Origin of the sequence: Curtobacterium sp. MCSS17_007, from assembly GCF_003234175.2 — a bacterium.
Taxonomy (GTDB): Bacteria; Actinomycetota; Actinomycetes; order Actinomycetales; family Microbacteriaceae; genus Curtobacterium.
In genome coordinates this window covers 860,889-878,274 of record NZ_CP126257.1, presented here as the reverse complement: position 1 = coordinate 878,274, position 17,386 = coordinate 860,889, and the positions used below count along the sequence as shown (strand labels likewise).

General features: G+C 73.2%; 9 protein-coding genes. 3 read left to right on the top strand and 6 right to left on the bottom strand.

Going from position 1 to position 17,386, the window contains the following annotated elements; genetic code table 11:
* Positions 1-18: 18 nt before the first annotated feature.
* Together DEJ22_RS04140 and DEJ22_RS04135 are read right to left on the bottom strand one after the other, a co-directional pair.
* Positions 19-3,033: a UPF0182 family membrane protein gene (locus DEJ22_RS04140; RefSeq protein ID WP_181430694.1), complete on the bottom strand. Its 3,015-nt coding sequence runs from the start codon at positions 3,031-3,033 to the stop codon at positions 19-21.
* A 258-nt stretch (positions 3,034-3,291) separates the two neighbouring features.
* Positions 3,292-4,401 (bottom strand): YlbL family protein, encoded by a 1,110-nt coding sequence (locus tag DEJ22_RS04135; RefSeq protein WP_111226465.1) that lies wholly within the window; start codon positions 4,399-4,401, stop codon positions 3,292-3,294.
* Between the two features lie 124 nt (positions 4,402-4,525).
* On the opposite strand from DEJ22_RS04135, the gene DEJ22_RS04130 reads away from it, so the two are divergent.
* Both DEJ22_RS04130 and DEJ22_RS04125 read left to right on the top strand, forming a co-directional pair.
* A complete protein-coding gene (locus tag DEJ22_RS04130; protein WP_111226466.1) occupies positions 4,526-5,941 on the top strand; it encodes a zinc-dependent metalloprotease in 1,416 nt (471 codons plus the stop codon).
* Between the two features lie 86 nt (positions 5,942-6,027).
* A complete protein-coding gene (locus DEJ22_RS04125; protein ID WP_111226467.1) occupies positions 6,028-6,885 on the top strand; it encodes a TOMM precursor leader peptide-binding protein in 858 nt (285 codons plus the stop codon).
* Here DEJ22_RS04125 and DEJ22_RS04120 read toward each other — a convergent pair.
* Both DEJ22_RS04120 and nudC read right to left on the bottom strand, forming a co-directional pair.
* Positions 6,776-8,530, bottom strand: coding sequence for an ATP-dependent helicase (locus tag DEJ22_RS04120; protein WP_258379558.1), 1,755 nt, complete (start codon positions 8,528-8,530; stop codon positions 6,776-6,778). The two genes, DEJ22_RS04125 and DEJ22_RS04120, sit on opposite strands and share 110 nt — an antisense overlap.
* On the bottom strand, positions 8,527-9,462 hold the full coding sequence (gene nudC / locus DEJ22_RS04115; protein ID WP_111226468.1) for an NAD(+) diphosphatase: 936 nt from the start codon (positions 9,460-9,462) through the stop codon (positions 8,527-8,529). The genes DEJ22_RS04120 and nudC overlap by 4 nt, the downstream gene beginning before the upstream one ends.
* A 120-nt stretch (positions 9,463-9,582) precedes the next feature.
* On the opposite strand from nudC, the gene DEJ22_RS04110 reads away from it, so the two are divergent.
* The gene (locus DEJ22_RS04110) at positions 9,583-10,581 is read left to right on the top strand and encodes a phosphotransferase (protein ID WP_111226469.1); all 999 of its coding nucleotides are present in this window, start codon (positions 9,583-9,585) and stop codon (positions 10,579-10,581) included.
* Positions 10,582-10,744: 163 nt separating this feature from the next.
* Here DEJ22_RS04110 and DEJ22_RS04105 read toward each other — a convergent pair whose 3' ends face one another.
* Positions 10,745-14,098, bottom strand: coding sequence for an ATP-dependent DNA helicase (locus DEJ22_RS04105; RefSeq protein WP_258379559.1), 3,354 nt, complete (start codon positions 14,096-14,098; stop codon positions 10,745-10,747).
* Positions 14,095-17,250: a UrvD/REP family ATP-dependent DNA helicase gene (locus tag DEJ22_RS04100; protein ID WP_111226470.1), complete on the bottom strand. Its 3,156-nt coding sequence runs from the start codon at positions 17,248-17,250 to the stop codon at positions 14,095-14,097. The genes DEJ22_RS04105 and DEJ22_RS04100 overlap by 4 nt, the downstream gene beginning before the upstream one ends.
* Positions 17,251-17,386: the final 136 nt, after the last annotated feature.

Here is a 17,386-nt window from a genome sequence, read left to right as displayed (position 1 = left end):
GTGCCCCGCCACGGCGTGTCAGTTGCCGTTCTCGGCTTCAGTGGCGGCTTCGATCGCGTCCTGCAGGCGCTTGTCCGCCTCTGCCGCAGCGACCAGGTCGTTGTCGGCGTAGGCCTTCTGGCGGTCCTGGAGCGCACTCCGCGCGTCGGCCAACGCCCGGTCGAGCGCCTCGTTGCCGGAGCCACCCGACGAACCGCCCGCGTCGCCGGACGTCGAGCCGGAGTCACTCGACCCACCCGACGAGTCGGACGAGCCCGACCCCGGGTCGGACGAGCCGGAGTCCGACTCGGACGAGCCCGGATCCGTCGCACCGGTCGAACCCGAGCCGTCGGCAGCACCCTGGTCACCGGCCGCAGCGCCGGAGTCGCCGTCGAAGAGCTCGTTGAGCGCCTGGTCGAGGGTGTCCTCGAACGCGATCTTGTCGCCGAAGGCCACGAGCACCTTCTGCAGCAGCGGGTACGAACCGCTCGAGGTCGACTGCACGTACACGGGCTGCACGTAGAGGAAGCCGCCGCCGACCGGCAGCGTGAGCAGGTTGCCCTGCTTCACGGTCGAGTTGCCGCGCTTCAGGATGTTCAGCTCCTGCGACACGGTGGTGTCACCGTTGAACAGGCTCTGCACCTGTGCGGGACCCGGGATGTTGTCGGTCTTCGGCATGGTCAGCAGCGTGAGCTTGCCGTAGTTCGACGCCTTCTCGCCCTTGCCGGCACCACCCGCGTCCGAGTCCACGGCCAGGTACCCGGTCAGCACGTTGCGGTTGTTGGCGCCGGCCGACTGCTGCGGGATGTAGGTCGTGTACAGCGAGTACGCCGTGTCCTGCCCCGGCACCTTCATGGTCAGGTAGTACGGGTCCTGCAGGTTGCCCTGGGAGGCCGTGGTCCTGGTGCCGAGCGCGTTCGTGGTGGTCTGTGACGCGGTGTCGTTCGACGTGTCCGAGTCGTTCGTGCCGGTCGTCGTCTCCTGCGGCGTGTTCCACGCGTCGTCGCCCGAGTAGAACGAGTTCGCGTTGGTCACGTGGTAGGTGCCGAGGATCGAGCGCTGCACCTTGAACAGGTCGGTCGGGTAGCGCACGTGGTCGAGCAGCTCCGCGCTCATCTCGGAGACGGGCTGGGTCGACGTGGGGAAGATCTTCTGCCAGGTCTTGAGCACCGGGTCCTCGGTGTCCCACGCGTAGAGCGTCACCTTGCCGGTGTACGCGTCGACGGTGGCCTTGACCGAGTTGCGGATGTAGTTCACCTGGTCGGTCCGGAACGTCGACGACTCGGTGCCGGCGACGGTGTCGGACAGGCTCTGGCTCTGCGAGTACGGGTACGCGTCGCTCGTCGTGTACCCGTCGACGACCCACTGGATGCGGTGGTCGACGATCGCCGGGTAGGCGTCGCTGTCGAGCTTGAGGTAGGGCGCGACCTTCTGCACGCGCTGGATCGGGTCGCGGTCGTACAGGATCTGCGACTTGCTGTTCACCGCGTCCGACAGGAGGATCTGCTCGGACTGGAACTTCGCCGCGTAGACGAGGCGGTTGAAGAACCCGCCGAGGCTCGGCCCGCCGTCGCCCTGGTACGTCGTGGTGGCGTTGCCGCCGTTGCTGTCGTCGGAACCGGCCGGGTAGTCGAGCTCGATGTTCTTCGAACCCTCGGGGCCGCCCACGATCGAGTACGGCGGCGAGGTCTCACCGAAGTAGACGCGCTCCTGGTAGTTGCCGAGCTTGCCGTTCGACGGGATGCCCGACTCCAGGAACACCGGCTTGCCGTCGCTCGCGCGCTGGTTGCCGTACGCGGCCGTGACGCCGAAGCCGTGCGTGTAGACGAACGTCCGGTTGTACTGCGTGTTCGCCTGCGCGCTGAGGCCCTCGAGGTCGATGTCGCGGACCGCGAGCACGGTGTCCTCGGTCTGGCCGTCGATGTCGTAGCGGTCGACGTCGAGCTCGCTCGGGAACTTGTAGTACTGCCGGTACTGCTGCAGCTGGCTGAAGGTGTCGGAGACGATCTTCGGGTCGATCAGACGGATGTTCGCCGTGGTCTGCGCGTCCTGTGCGAGGGCGCCGGAGCTCGCCTCGGTCGTGGCATCGTAGTTCTGTTCCTGGACCCCGCTCACGCCGTAGGCGTCGCGGGTGGCCTTGATGTTGCGCTCGATGAACGCCGACTCGTAGGTCCGCTCCGACGGCTTGACCTGGATGCGCTGCACGATCCACGGGTAGATGCCGCCGATGACGATCGCGGCGACGAGCAGCAGCCCGGTGCCGACGATCGAGATGCGCCAGCGGCCGATCACGGCGGTGACGATGAACAGGATCGCGACGATCGCCGCGATGCCCGCCATGATCTCGCGACCGGGGATGACGGCGTTGACGTCGGTGTATTGGGCACCGGTGATGAGCGGGTTGTCCTTCGTCAGCGCGGCGTACTGGTCGAGCCAGAGGCTCACCGCCTGGAGCGCCACGTAGACCGCCGCCGTGACGGCGAGCTGGATGCGTGCGGCCTTCGAGATGCGGACCTCGCGCCCGCCGAAGCGCAGCGCGCCGTAGAGGTAGGTCGCGGCCAGCGCGGCGATGCCCGCGATGAGCACCACGGCCGACGCGTAGGCGACGACCGAGCGCCAGAACGGCAACTCGAAGACGTAGAAGCCGATGTCGAGACCGAACTGCGGGTCCTTCTTGCCGAACGGCGTCCGGTTGAAGTACTCGAGCACCATGCTCCACCGGCCGGCGGTCGCCAGGCCCGCGAACAGGCCGAGTACGACCGGGATCCCGATCATCACGGCGCGGCGCAGCGGCTCGATGACCTGCTGGTAGCGGTCGAGCTGCGAGTTGAGCTTCGCGTAGACCGGGCGGAACCGGAACGCGAGCGCGATGCTCACGTAGACCGGCACGGCCATGCCGAGGAACCCGGCCACGAACATGAGCGTGCCCGCGATCCAGCGCGTGGTGAGGACCTGCTGGAACCCGAGCTGCGCGAACCACGCGTAGTCGGTGTACAGGCTGGCGAAGATGAAGAAGCCGATCACCAGTGCGGCCAGCACGATGATCGTGACCACGATCGGGACCCGCGGCGAACGCCGCCCAGCAGGGCCCGAGGTGGACGAGGTTGTCGTCACTTGATGTGCTCCAGACGTGTCGGACCGGCGGGCCCGGCACGGCGGGCCGTCAGTGCACCGATCCTATTGGTCCGGACCGACAGCGAAACTGTACGGGGACTCAGGAAGCTGCGCCGCACCTCTCCCTCGAGCGCGGCCGGGCGGCCGGGAGGCACGCCCCGCGCCGTGCGGGCAGGTCGCGGTACCGGGTCGGCCGGCTCAGGAGCCGCAACGCGCGAGTCCGCTCGTGCTCTTCCCCGAGGCGATCGTCTCGAGGTCGGTGACGGCCTGGTCGAGCGTGGCCACCTCGTAGACGTCGAGCCCGTCCGGCACGTGGCCCACGACCTCGTCGCAGTTCCCCGCGGGGGCGAGGAACACGGTGGCGCCCGCGTCCTTCGCACCGTAGAGCTTCTGGCGGATGCCGCCGATCGGCCCGACCTCACCGTCGGCGGTGATGGTCCCGGTGCCGGCGACGTGCTTGCCGCCGTTGAGCTCCCCCGGCGTCAGCTCGTCGATGATCCCGAGCGCGAACATCATGCCGGCGGACGGCCCGCCGACGTCCTGCAGGGCGATCGTCACCTCGAAGGGGAAGTCGTACCGCTCGGTGACACCGACCCCGAGGAGCGGGGTGCCCTGCTCCTCGCGCGGGGTGACCTCGACCTGCTCGCGCTCGCCGTCCCGCAGGAGCGTGACCGTCGCCGGCGACGAGGTACCGTGCTCCGCGACCGCCTGGCGCAGGGAGCCGGCGTCGACGTTCTCGGTGAGCTGCTTCCCGTCGAACGCGGTGATCACGTCGCCCTCGCGGATCTTCCCGTCCGCCGCGGAGCCGTCCTGCACGCTGCCCACCCGGAGCTCGGTCGGCAGGTCGTAGCCCTGGTGGATGAGCGCCGCGGCGACGGCGGACTGCTGCGAGGACCGCATGTCGGCCTCGTCCCGCTCGTTGACCTGCTCGGTGGTCGTGCCCTCCGGGTAGATCGCGCTGACGGGGATCACGGCCTCGGACCGCGAGAAGAGCGCTCGGACGACGCTCGTCCAGGACGGCCGGTTCGTGGCGTCGCCCTGGATCCCGACGGTGAGCATGTCGAGGGCACCGGCCGTCGGGTACGTCTCCGCCCCGTCGATCTGGATGAGCTCGACGTCCTTCGCGTCCCCGCCCTGCCCCTGCCGCTGCGTGCCGATCGTGTTGTAGACCGGCCCGGGCACCTCGATCAGGTACGGGCTCGGCAGGAAGCTCGCCAGGAGTCCGAGCACCACCGCACCGATGACGAACGCCCAGCCGACGGTGCGCGAGCGGGAACGGCGACGGGGCTCGGGAGCGAAGAGGGTCACGGGCGTCCTTCCACGGGGCGGTGCGCCCGCGCTCACGGGCTGTTCGCCCTCGGCGCAGCGGTCCGGGCCTCCCCACGGGAGCATCCCAGGCGCGGCCCCGTGAGCAGCGATTAGCGTAGTCGTCATGCCTGATCAACCGCAGCCGGGGCCGGACGACGACTTCCAGGAGATGCTGCGCAAGCTGCTCTCCGGAGAGGGGCAGATCGACCCGTCGCAGCTCGCGAGCGCGGCCGGTCTGCCGAACGACCCGGCCTTCGTGGCGAACCTCATGGGCCAGCTGCAGCGGGCGGCGCAGTCGGGTGGCGACGGCATCGACTTCTCGGTCGCGTCCGAGCGCGCCACCGCGATCGCCCGCGACGGCGGGCACCCGGTGGACCCGGCGACCTCGCAGGCGAGCGACCAGGCGTTCCAGGTCGCGGCGCTCTGGCTCGACGAGGCGACCAGCGTCCCCGAGCTGACCGCCACGCCCAGCCTGTACACGCGTGAGCAGTGGGCGAAGGCCACGACGCCGGTGTGGGCGCAGATCGCCGAACCGGTGGCGCTGAGCATCTCGAACGCCCTGACCGAAGCGATCGAGCAGCGGGCACCCGAGCAGCTCAAGGCGATGCTCGGCGACGTCTCGAAGGCGATGCGCGGGGTGGGCGGCGCCCTCTTCGCGATCCAGCTCGGCCAGGTCGTCGGGCAGCTCTCGAAGGAGGTCGTGTCCGGCGGCGACGTGGGCGTCCCGCTGCTCGACGAGCAGGTGGCGGCCCTGCTGCCGCAGAACGTCGCGGAGTTCGCCGACGGCCTCGACGTGCCGGAGGACGAGGTCCGCATCTACCTGGCCGTCCGCGAACTGGCGCACGCGCGGCTCTTCCGGTCGGCGCGCTGGCTGCGGCTGCACATCATCTCGTCGATCACCGACTACGCCCGGGGCATCCACATCCCGTTCGACCGGGTCGAGGAGCTCGCGTCCGAGATCGACCCGACGAACCAGGAGCAGTTGCGCGACGCACTCGCGTCGGGTGCGCTCATCCCGCCCCGTACGCCGGAGCAGGAGGCCGCGCTCGCCCGACTCGAGACCGTGCTCGCGCTCGTCGAGGGATGGGTCGACACCGTGACCGCAGCGGCCACCGTGCGCCTGCCGAGGTCCGGGGCGATCGCGGAGATGGTCCGCCGTCGCCGTGCCACGGGAGGTCCCGCCGAGTCCGCGTTCGCGACGCTCGTGGGACTCGAGCTGCGTCCCCGCCGCCTGCGCGAGGCCGCCGCCCTGTGGCAGCGGGTCACCGAGGAGCTCGGGGCCGAGCAGCGTGACGCCCTCTGGTCGCACTTCGACGCCGTCCCGACCTCGGAGGACGTCGACGACCCGGACGCGTTCGTGCTCCGGCTGCGCAACCCCGGCCGCTCGGCGGAGGACGACGCGTTCGACAAGGCCCTCGAGGACCTGCTCAACGACACGACGGGCGACCGTCCCCGCGAGGACGAGAGCGGCGGCATCGAGGAGGACGGTCCCGACGGTCCCGGGTCCGGTCCCACCGACGGCGACACGCCCACGAGGTAGTTCTCCACAGCACCCCCACGAGGTAGTTCTCCACAGATGGTGACGGCCGGTCCGCACGGGGCCGGCCGTTCCGTCACGGTGGGACGATGGGCATCCGCATCGACCCCACGCTCGAGTTCGTCTGGCGCGACCCCGCGACCGTGCAACTCGGCGTCGATCCGCCGCGCGCCGTCGTCCCGGTACCGAGCGTGGCCGAGGAGCGCTTCCTCTGTGCCCTGCGCCGCGAGACCAGCCGCGACGCGTTGACCGCCCTCGCCGCCACGACCGGGTGCCGACCCGAGGTCGCCGCGCGCGTCCTCGGCGACGCCTCACCCGCCGTCGTCGACGTCCTGCCGGAACCCCTCGCCCGGGCCGAGGTCCACGGCGCCGGTCCCCTCGCCGACGCCGTCGCGGGCATGCTGTCCGGCGAGGGGGTCACGGTGGCCCGGAGCACCGCGCCCCGCGGCGGCCCGGTCGTGCTGCCGGACCCGCCGCCGGCGATCGCGGTGGTCGTGGCGGACCACGTCGTCGACCCTGCGCTCCGGTCGGCGTGGGCACGCCGGGGTACCCCGCACCTGGCGCTCGTCGTCGGGGACGGGCGGGTCCGCCTCGGGCCGGTCGTCGTGCCCGGTGCCGGACCGTGCCTGCAGTGCGTCGAGTACGCCCGGGTCGACGAGGACCCGGCGTGGCCGACCCTCGCCGCGCAGGTGTGGGGCCGTCCCGCGGCACCGCTGTCACCCTGGCGGCTGGCCGCGGTCGCGTCCGCGACCACCCGGATGGTCGTACAACGCCTGCCGCGCACCACCCAGCAGCCCGGGTCCGAGCAGGTGGTCTTCGACCGTGACGACCTCGCGGTCAGCCTGCTGCCGGTGTCCCCGCACCCGCGCTGTGCGTGTCGAGCGCTGCCAGGAACCGGCTCGGGGCCCGGGCACCCCCTCGCGTGGAACCCTGTCGCGACCACGTGACCGTCACCGACCGGCGGGCACGGGTCAGGCCCACGTAGAACAGGCGTCGCTCCTCGTCGACCTCGGCGTCGGTCGTGGCGTGCGAGATCGGCAGCAGCCCCTCGGCCGCGCCGACGACCACGACGTGCGGCCACTCCAGCCCCTTCGACGAGTGCAGTGTGGCGAGGGTGACCGCGTCGAGCTCCGGCTCGTGGTGGGTGGCCGCGCGGTCGACGAGGTCCTGGGTGAACTGCTGCATGGTCGTGCCGGGGGGCGCCGCCTCGGCCAGACCCATCACGGCCTGCAGCGCCTCCCACTGGTCGCGCACGGCGCCCGTGCCCTCCGGCGGGGTGGGGGTCCACCCGCTCAACTGCAGCACGAGCCCGACACGTCGGGTGAGTTCGTCGTCGGTCTGCCGCACCGCTTCCCCGCGCATGTGGTGCACGGCGAGCTTCACCTCGGGACGGTCGAAGAACCGCGTGCCGCCCTGGACCCGGTACGGGATCCCGGCGCGGCCGAGGGCGGACTCGAGCGCGGCCGACTGTGCTCCGACGCGGTACAGCACGGCGCACTGGCCGAAGGACGCGCCGCGGGCGACGAGCTCTCCGATGCGCCGGGCGACGGTCTGTGCCTCGTCGCCGTCGTGCACGCACGCCAGCACCTCGGGCTGTGGACCCGACTCGGTCGACTGCGCCACCAGGTCGAGCGCGCCGGGCTGCCCGCGCATCAGGGTGTTCGCGGCGTGCACGACCTCGGGCGTCGACCGGTAGTTCCGTTCGAGACGCAGGACCGACCCCCGCGGGAACTCCGATCCGAAGCCGAGCAGGTACCGGCTGGACGCACCCGCGAACGAGTAGATCGTCTGGCTGGCGTCACCGACCACGCACACGTCGTCACGGCCGCCGAGCCACGCGCGGAGCAGGTCGTGCTGCACGGGCGAGACGTCCTGGTACTCGTCGACGACGAAGAACCGGTACTGCTGCCGGACGTACGAGGCCACCCGCGGCTCGGACTCGACCATGCCGAGCGTCGCGAGCAGGACGTCCTCGAAGTCGAGCTGACGGCGGTCGTCCTTGAGCTGCTCGTACGCCTTCATGAGGTCGACGACGCGCCGCGGCGGGGTGTCCCGCGGCATCACCCGGTCGGCCGCGGCGGCCTCGTACTCGTCGTAGGTCAGCATCTGCACCTTGCGCCACTCGACCTCGGCGGCGAGGTCACGGAGCACCGGGGTGTCGACGTGGATCCCGACCGCTTCGGCGGCGTGCGCGATGACACGGCCCTTCGACTCGACGATGCGCGGGGCGTGCCCGCCGACGGTGTCCGGCCAGAAGTAGCTCAGCTGCGCCATCGCGGCCGCGTGGAAGGTGCGCGCCTGGACCGTCCCGGCACCGAGCGCGCGGAGTCGACTCCGCAGCTCTCCCGCCGCCCGTGTGGTGAAGGTCAGCGCCAGGACGTGGTTCGGCGAGTAGGTGCCCGTCGCCACGCCGTAGGCGATGCGGTGGGTGATCGCGCGGGTCTTGCCGGTGCCGGCGCCGGCGAGCACCGCGACCGGGCCGAGGAGGGTGCGTGCGACGGTCTGCTGCTCGGCGTCGAGCGCTGCGAGCAGTTCCTCCGGCGACGGCGGGCGCACCGGCGGGGCGCCGGTCGCTGCACGGGGATCGGTCACGGGACGTCCAGCGGCCCGCCGTACCACTCCTCGATGATGGCGCGGGCGATCGACGTGCGGCCGGGCAGCAGCAGGGTGTCCTCGGCGCGCTCGCGGACCTCGTCACGCGAGAACCACCGGACGTCCAGGATCTCGACGCCGTCCGGTCGTGCGGTCGACGGGTCGCCGTCCACTGCGCGGGCACGGAAGCCGAGCATGAGCGACGCCGGGAACGGCCACGGCTGCGACCCGAGGTACTCGGGCTCCTCGACACGGACGCCGGACTCCTCCCAGACCTCGCGGCGCACGGCGTCCTCGAGCGACTCCCCCGGCTCGACGAAGCCGGCGAGCAGCGAGTAGCGGTCGGCGTCCCAGGCCGCGTTCGAACCGAGCAGGATGCGGTCGTCGGCGTCGGTCACGCCGACGATGATCGCCGCGTCGGTCCGGGGGAAGAGCTCGTGCCCCTCGGGGTCGCGGCGGACCCAGCCGCCGCTGACGACCTCGGACGGGGACCCGGTCCGCGGGGAGAACCCGTGCACCGCGTGCCAGTTCGCCATCGCCACGGCCTCGACCGCGAGCCCCTGGTCACGGGCGGACAGCTCGGTGCCGAACATGCGCAGGCTCGCCCACGCGTCGTCGTCGGGTTCGATCGCCGCGGCGGCCGCGCCGTCGAGCAGGGCGGCCACGAAGCGGGTCCCAGCGGGGGCGTCGGGGGCGTCGACGACCGCGCGGCCGAGGTACAGCGTGACGGTGCCCTCCGGCACGGCCTCGGCACCGACGAAGCGGAGCGCGCCGTCGGCCTCCCGGAGCAGCTCGGCACCGCGGACCGGCAGCCACCGCGTCGACGGGTCGGCACGCAGCACGCGGTCGAGGTCGGGCGTCGTCCGGAACTCCGCGTCGCGGTCGAGTTCGTTGCGGGACAGCGGGAGCCGGGCGGCGAACTCGACGGTCACGGCAGGGCGCTCCTCAGGTGGTGACGGGCTCTTCGGCGGGACCTGCGTGGACCGTCCCCGGGCTTGCACAGGTCAGCGTGGCGTGCGCTGGAGCACCGGACGCGGACCTACCCTGAGGGCATGGCGGGTTCCCAGTTCACTCTAGCCGCGTTGGCGACGACGGCCGTTCCCGGCCTGGTCGTCACGGGCACGCGCACGCTCGGGTCGGCGGCGTCCGGCGACTACGAGTCGGCGGTCCTCCGCGACGCCGACGGCGCACTCAGCGCGATCCGTCGGCCGCGCAACCAGCGGGCCGAGGCCCGGCAGTCCGCCGACCTGGTCGCGATCCGCGCCCTCAGCGCGGGCATCCGGACGCGTCTGCCGTTCGCCGTCGCCGAGTACCGCGGGCAGGCCCCGATCGGTTCGACGCGGGCCATCGTCACCACCTACCTGCCCGGCACGCACCCGTCGCTGCGCGACCTGGGCGAACGGCCCGAGCTCGCGACCTCGGTCGGCCGTGCCCTCGCCGCCGTGCACCAGCTCCCGACGAGCTTCGTGACGGACGCCGGTCTGCCGTCGCTCACCCCGTTCGAGGTCCTGCGCTCCGCCGTCTCGGTGATGGACCGGGCCGTGGCGACGAAGCTCGTCCCCGCCGCCCTGGTCGAGCGGTGGGAGGGCGCTGCACGCGACCAGCAGCTCTGGCAGTTCACGCCGACCGTCGTGCACGGAGGACTCGGTACCGGTGTCGTCCTGGCCGACGGCGACGCGGTGACCGGGATCCTCGACTGGGGCGAGCTGCGCCTCGGCGATCCGGCGAGGGACCTGGCGTGGGTGCTGGCCGGTCGGCGTGAGGCGTTCGACACGGTCCTCAGCGCGTACGAGGCGAACGGCGGCGGACGCGACCGCCAGCTCGCCCAGCGCGCCCGGGTCCACCACGAGCTCGAGACCGCGCAGTGGCTGCTGCACGGCGTGCAGGCGAAGAGCACCGAGGTGGTCGACGACGCGGTCGCGATGATGCACCGGCTCGTCGACGCGGTGCAGACACCGACCGCTGCGCCGCTGCAGTCCGTGTCCCCCGACACGATGGAGATCGGCGAGGTCGAGCAGCTGCTGTCGTCGACCGAGCGCCGGCACGGCTGATCCCGACGGCGGTGCGTCGCCCGTCGTGACCGACCGTCGGACGGGAGGCGCGCTGCGGGCCCGTCCCGCGCCTCCCGTCCGTCCGCTCCTGCGACCCGTCGTCAGGTCGCGTCAGCCGAGCGCCTCCCGTGCGTCCGCTCCTGCGACCCGTCGTCGGGGCGCGTCAGCCGAGCGCCTCGCGCCAGGCGCGCTCCAGCCCGGCGCGGTCGAGGAGCGCCGCGGGCCGCACCTCGAGGTCGTCGGCGACGAAGTAGAAGACCGCGTCGACCTCGTCGACGTGCCGCCCGGTGAACTCGGCGTAGGCGACGCGGTACAGCGCGAGTTGCAGCTGTCGCGCCGCCAGGTCGTCCGCACCGGTCGGGGCCTTGCCGGTCTTCCAGTCGACGACCTCGGCACGGCCGTCGATCTCGTAGACGGCGTCGAGCTTGCAGACCACGCTGTGCCCGAGGAACGGGATGTGGATCTCGCGTTCGACCTCGATCGGTGTGAGGTCGGCCCAGCGGGACCGGGCGAAGGTTGCCTGGAAGTCCGCCAGCCGTCGGGCGTCGTCGTCCGTCACCGCGGCGTCCGTCGATGCGTCGACGGCCTCGTCCGCGTCGAGGTCACGCTCCCCGTCCCACAGGTCGAGCGTCTCGAGCGACCCGCCGCCCCGCGCCCGCTGCTCGACCCACTGGTGGAAGAGCGTGCCGAGCCGGGTCGCCCGGTACGGCCGTTCGGGCATCGGACGGCGCAGCCGCTCGGCGACCGCGTCCGGCTGTCCGACGTAGTCCTTGAACCCGGACGCCGGTACCCGGTGCGGGATCGCGACGCGGTGCCGTCCGGACCGGCCGGCCTGTCGTTCGGCGAGCAGCAGGTCGATGTCCGCAGCGAACCGACCGGCGGCACCGGGATTGGCGTTCCGGACGCGCTCCGCGGCGGCGAGGACCCGTGCCCCGCGCTGCCCGAACGGCACGTGCGGCCACGTCTGGGTGGCGCCGTCGGTGCCGAGCGGGTCCTCGTCGTGCACCGTCGACTCCGGCACCGCGTCGACGGGCACGACACCGACCTCGACGAGGTCCCGCAGGTACCGGCTCGGCTCCGTCGGCTTCACCCCGCCCGACCAGAACGAGCCGGACACGAGCAGGTCGTGCCGGGCACGCGTCAGGGCGACGTAGGTCAGCCGTCGCTCCTCGTCCTCGTTGCGGGACCGGACCTGCTCCTTGTACGCGTCGATCGCGTCGACGACGCCCTTCTGGTCGTCGTGGCCGCGCCAGTCCAGCCGCGGGAGCTCCTCGGCGTCCCCGCGGAACTCGTACGGCAGCCGGCCGAAGCCGAGCCAGCCCGACGATCCCTCCTGCGGGCGGGCGGGGAGCGCGCCCTCGACGAGCCGCGGCACCGCGACGGCGTCCCACTCCAGGCCCTTCGACCCGTGGATCGTCAGGATCTGGACGGTCCCGGCCTCGGGTTCCTCGGAGCGCGGGCCCATGTCGTCGCGGCGCGCGGCGGCGTCGATCCACCCGAGGAACGCGCCGAGGTCGGCGCGGTCGTCGGTCGTGACGAAGCCGGCGAGCTCGTCGATGAACGCGTCGAGGAACGCCGCGCTGCCCTGCTCGTGCGCCGCGACCTCGACGTCGAGCCGCATCTCCTGCACCACCAGTGTGACGAAGTCGACCAGGTCGCCCGCGGCGCGGGACCGCAGTGCCGCGAGCTGTTGCCCGAGCGCGCGCATGCGCTGCCGGCCCGCCGGGCTGATGCCTTCGAGCGCACCGTGCTCGTCCGGGGCGGTCGCCACGAAGTCGAGCGCGTCGACGATCGAGCCGTGCTCCCCCGCGGCGACGGACGCCCGGAACGCGGCCGTCAGTTCGTCGTCGAGGCGCTGCTGCGTGTGGTCTCGCCGGAACAACCACCGCGCGAGTTCGTGCAGCGCCGCGATGTCCGCTGCGCCGACCCGCCACCGAGCACCGGCGAGCAGCCGGATGAGGTCGTTGCCCGCGGCCGGGTCGTGCAGCACGCGGAGACAGGCGACCAGGTCGACGATCTCCGGCCGTTGCAGCAGCCCGCCGGTCCCGAGCACGTGGAACGGCACCCGGTGCGCGCCGAGTGCGGCGGTGAAGGCCGACAGGTCCTTCCGGGAGCGCAGCAGCAACGCCATCGAGCCGTCCGGAGCAGCCGCACGACGCTCCGAGAACCACCGGGCGACGGCGTCCGCCTCCTCCGGCAGGGTCTCCGGGAACACCGCGGTGACCGTGCCGCGGTCGGCACCGGGCCGCGGAGCGAGACGCTCGACGGCGACCTCGGACGCCTCGGACAGCGGTCCGACGACGGCGTTCGCGCCTGCGAGGACGTCGACCGGGTTGCGCCAGCTCGTCGAGAGGGCGAAGGTGACGGGGGCGCCGGCCGCCGACGTGTCCTCGTCCCCGAAGTCCCGCGGGAAGCGCGCCAGGTTCGCCGCGCTCGCACCGCGGAAGCCGTAGATCGACTGGTGCGGGTCACCGACGGCCATCACCGGGTGCCCCCGGAAGAGGCGGGCGAGGAACCGGGTCTGCACGACGGAGGTGTCCTGGTACTCGTCGAGCAGCACCACGCGGAAGCGCTGCCGCAGGTCGTCGACGACGCGGGGCGCCGACTCGGCGGCGGCGAGCGCCAGGGCGATCTGGTCCGAGAACTCCACGAAGCCGCGGTCGACCTTCTGCCGGCGGAACTCCTCGACCAGGTCGACGAGCGGTTCGAGGGCACCGATCGCGGCGACCGCGTCGGTGACGGCCTTGTAGGGGTTGCCCCTGGCGTTGCCGGGGAGCTCGAGCAGCCCCGCGAAGTCGATCGCGAACCGCCGCAGGGACGCCGGGTCGACGAGGTGCTCGGAGACGGCACCGGCCAGGGACACCACCGCCGCCGTCACCGTGTCGACGTCGCGGTCGAGTCCGGCGAGTCGGTCGTCGCGAGCCCCGACGACGACCCGCCGCGCGAGCTGCCAGGCGGACGGCTCGGTGAGCACCTGCGATTCGCCGTCGCGGCCGACGAGCAGTGCGTTCTCGCGGAACACCGCGTTCGCGAAGGCGTTGTAGGTCGACACCGTCGGCGCCTCGAAGGCGTCCGCGGCGACGAGCAGCCCGACGTCCTCGAGGGCGCGGATGCGGTCGTTGATCCGGACGGACAGTTCACCGGCGGCCTTGCGGGTGAAGGTCAGGCCGAGCACCTCTGCCGGGCGGACGAAGCCGTTCGCGAGCAGCCAGACGACCCGGGACGCCATCGTCTCGGTCTTGCCGCTGCCGGCACCGGCGACGACGAGCGCGGGGGCGAGCGGCGACTCGATCACCGCACGCTGCTGGGCGGTGGGGCGTGGACGGCCGAGGGCGTCGGCGATCGCGTCGGCGTCGTGGCGGGCGGAGGCGACCGACCCACCGTCGATCCTGGTGGGCACGTCCGTCATGCCGGGCACGTCCGTCGTGCCGGGCACGTCCGTCGTGCCGGGCGCGGCCGTCCTGCCGGGCGCGGCCGTCGTGCCGGGCACGTCCGTCGAGTCGGTCCGGGTCGTCACCAGGTCACCTCTCCCACCACGTGGATCCGGCACTCGACACCGGTGCGGGCGCGGTCGCAGTGGTCGTCGACGTTCGCCAGGAAGGTCCTGCCCGCCATGCCCCGTGCGACCTCGTGCAGCCGCTCACGGTACGCCTCACGCGTCTCGTCGTCGAAGGCGTGCTGCGTCCGTTCCGAGTAGGCCCGGCCACCGCGCGGGTTCTGCACGAAGACCAGACGGGCGTCGGCCATCCGGGCGCCGGCGGGCACCCCCTCGACCGCGCCGTCCTCGACCGCGAGCTGGTACGCGCCGAGCTGCGGGTGCCCGGGCATGTCGTTCTTCTCGCTCGGCATCGACCGGCCCGTCTTCAGGTCGACCACGCTGACCCGGCCGTCGGGGTCGACCTCGATGCGGTCGATGCTCCCCCGCATCCGCGCGGGGCCGGTCACGAGGGCGAACGACGTCTCGGCGCCGAGCAGACGACGTCCGGCGCTCGCGAAGGTCTGCAGGTAGTCGCTCAGGCCCTCGATCATCCGGCGGGTGCGCGCCCGCTCCCGGTCGGCGACCCACGGCGACTCGAACGTCAGCTCGTCCCAGCGTCCCTCGACGTGCTGCCACAGCGACTCGACGTCCACCGCGGACGCCTGCTCCATCGCCTCGTGCACGATCGTCCCGATGCCCATCGCCGGACTCGGCGCACCGCCACCGAAGGTCTGGACGAACCAGTGCACCGGGCACTCCTCGAAGGTCCCGATCCGCGACGGCGACACCGCGACGGTCGGCGCCACCGGCTCACCGCCCTCGTGTTCGGGCTCCGGTGGAGCGTCGAGGTCGACGAGGGGGTCGTCGGTCGTGGGCTCGGCGGCGCCGTACCACTCGTCGGGTGCGGCTCCGGGCACGCCGGCCTCGGCGAGGCGGGCGAGCGCCGATGCGGCCTCGTGGTCGCCCGAGGTCACGACGCGACGGCGCAGCGAGCCCGCCAGACCGCGGAGCGAGAGCGGGTGCACGGTGGGCTGCCGGTCCGGTGGGACCGGCACGAGACGGACGAAGGGCGACGGTGCCTCGTCGTCGTTGGCGACCGTGCCGATGACGACCTGGGTGGTCGCGCGGGACACGGCCCGGGCGAACAGCCGCAACTCGTCCGCCACCACCGCGGCCCGGTCGTCGATCGTGCTGTGGTCGACGCCGCCCGCCGCCCGGACCAGTCCGTCCGGATCGAGCAGGCTGCCGCGGACCCGGGTGTTCGGCCAGACGCCGTCCTGCAGCCCCAGCACCACCACCACGTCGCACTCGAGCCCGATCGTCGCCGAGGGCGTGAGCACCCGGACCCGGCCGGCCGTGCGGTCCGGCCCGATCGAGTCCTCGGGCAGGTCGGCGCCGAGCAGGTCGTCGACGAACACCCGGGCGGGTGCGTCCGGGGTGCGCTCCACGAAGCGCTTGGCTGCGGTGAACAGGCCCACGACCGCGTCGAGGTGCCGGTCGGCCTCGGCCGCGCCCACCCCGCCGGACGCGGACTGCCCGCCCCACGTCGTCGCGAGGCCGCTGCGCTCCCACAGCCCCCAGAGGATCTCCTCGATGCTGGCCTCGGCCGCCGCGTCGGCGTGCGCCTGCACCAGGCTCCGCGCGAGACGGGTGGCACGTCGGGCGAACCCCGCGTCGATGGTGGCCAGCCGCTCCGGCGCGCCGAGCGCCTCGACCAGCAGCTCGTCCGCCGTCCGGGTGCCGCCGCCGGCGAGCTCCTCACGGCGCAGGGCCAGCCGGAGTCGTCGCATGGCCAGGGTGTCGAGACCGCCGAGGGGCCCGGTCGCGAACGACGTCGCGAGCTCGGCGTCGAGCGGGAGCACGCCGAGGGCGACGGCCGCCGCGTCGAGCAGTGCCCGCGCCGCGCTGTCGTCGCGGGGCCGGACGGGCGCGGCGCCGGCGGTGGCCGGGACCTCGGCGACGGAGAGCGCCCGCACGAGTTCGGGGATGGCGGCGCCGCTGCGCGTGACCACGGCCATGCGGTGCCACGGCACGCCGTCGAGCAACCGGTGCTCCCGCAGGCGTCGGGCCACGGCGACGACGAGCGCCGAGCGGCTACCGGCCTCGAGGTGCACGACCGCGTCGCTCCTGGCGTCGGCGGCCGACGCAGCCGCCGTGCGCTGCCGCCCGGCGGCCGCCGCACCGATGCGAGTGGTCACCGCGCCGACGAGCTCGCGGACCGGGGCGGGGTGCCGGTGCACGGTCCCGAGCACGACCTCGTCGACCCGCTCCACACCGAGCCGCACCGCCAGGCGACCGAGCACGTCCGGTTCGGCACCGCGGAAGGCCGACGCGGCGATGTCGGGGTCGCCGAAGGCCACGACCTGCACCCCCGCGCGGGCCAGGGCGCCGAGGAGTGCGATCTCGCCCTCGACGAGCTCCTGGGTGTCGTCGACGACGACGAGCCGCAGCGCCGCGACACTGGCCGGCACCTCGCCGCGGAGCACCGCCGCGGTCGCGAACGCCACGAGCTCGGCGGCGTCGAGGCTGCTGCCGCGGAACGCGGTGACGGCGGCCCGGTACTCGTCGACGAAGTCCCCCACGGCGCGCCACTCCGGGCGCCCCGTGTCGTCGGCGAGCTCCCGCATGTCGTCCGGTTCGATGCCGGCCGCGACGGCGCGCATCATCACGTCGCGCAGGGCCGTCCGGAACCCGGCCCGCTCCCGCACGACCGCGGTGATGGGCGGAGGCCAGTCCGGCCCCGTCCCGTCGGTCTCGTGCCCCTCGAGCAGGTCCGCGATGATGCGGTCCTGCTCGCCGCCGGTGAGCAGCGTCGGCGTCTCCTGCCCCTGCTGGGCCGCGGCGTGCGCGACCACCTGGAACGCCAGGGAGTTCACGGTCCGGGCGAGTGCGCCGGGGACGACCCGGTCGACCGCCGCCGCGAGCCGGTCGCGCAGCGCCGTCGCCGCCGTGCGGGCCGAGGTCAGGGCCAGCACGGTCGCGTGCCCGTCGGGCGACACCGCGTCGGGCCGCGAGAGCCGGTCGGCGACGAGGCGGGTCAGCGTGGTCGTCTTGCCCGTGCCCGGCGCTCCGATGACGGCGGCGTGCCGGCCGTCCGGCAACGCGAGCACGGCGTCCTGCGAGGGGTCGGCGACGAGCGGGCGGGCGACTCCGACGTCCTCGCGGAGGGTCGTCAGCGTGGTCCTGGGCACGCGGACACGGTACCGAGGACGGCCGACAGCGACCGCCGACCCACCGGCCCGGCGACCGGCTGCTCGGCGGACGCACGAGTGCGAGTGCGCCCCGGGCGAACGACCGGTGCCGTCCGGGAGCGCTCGGATACGCTGT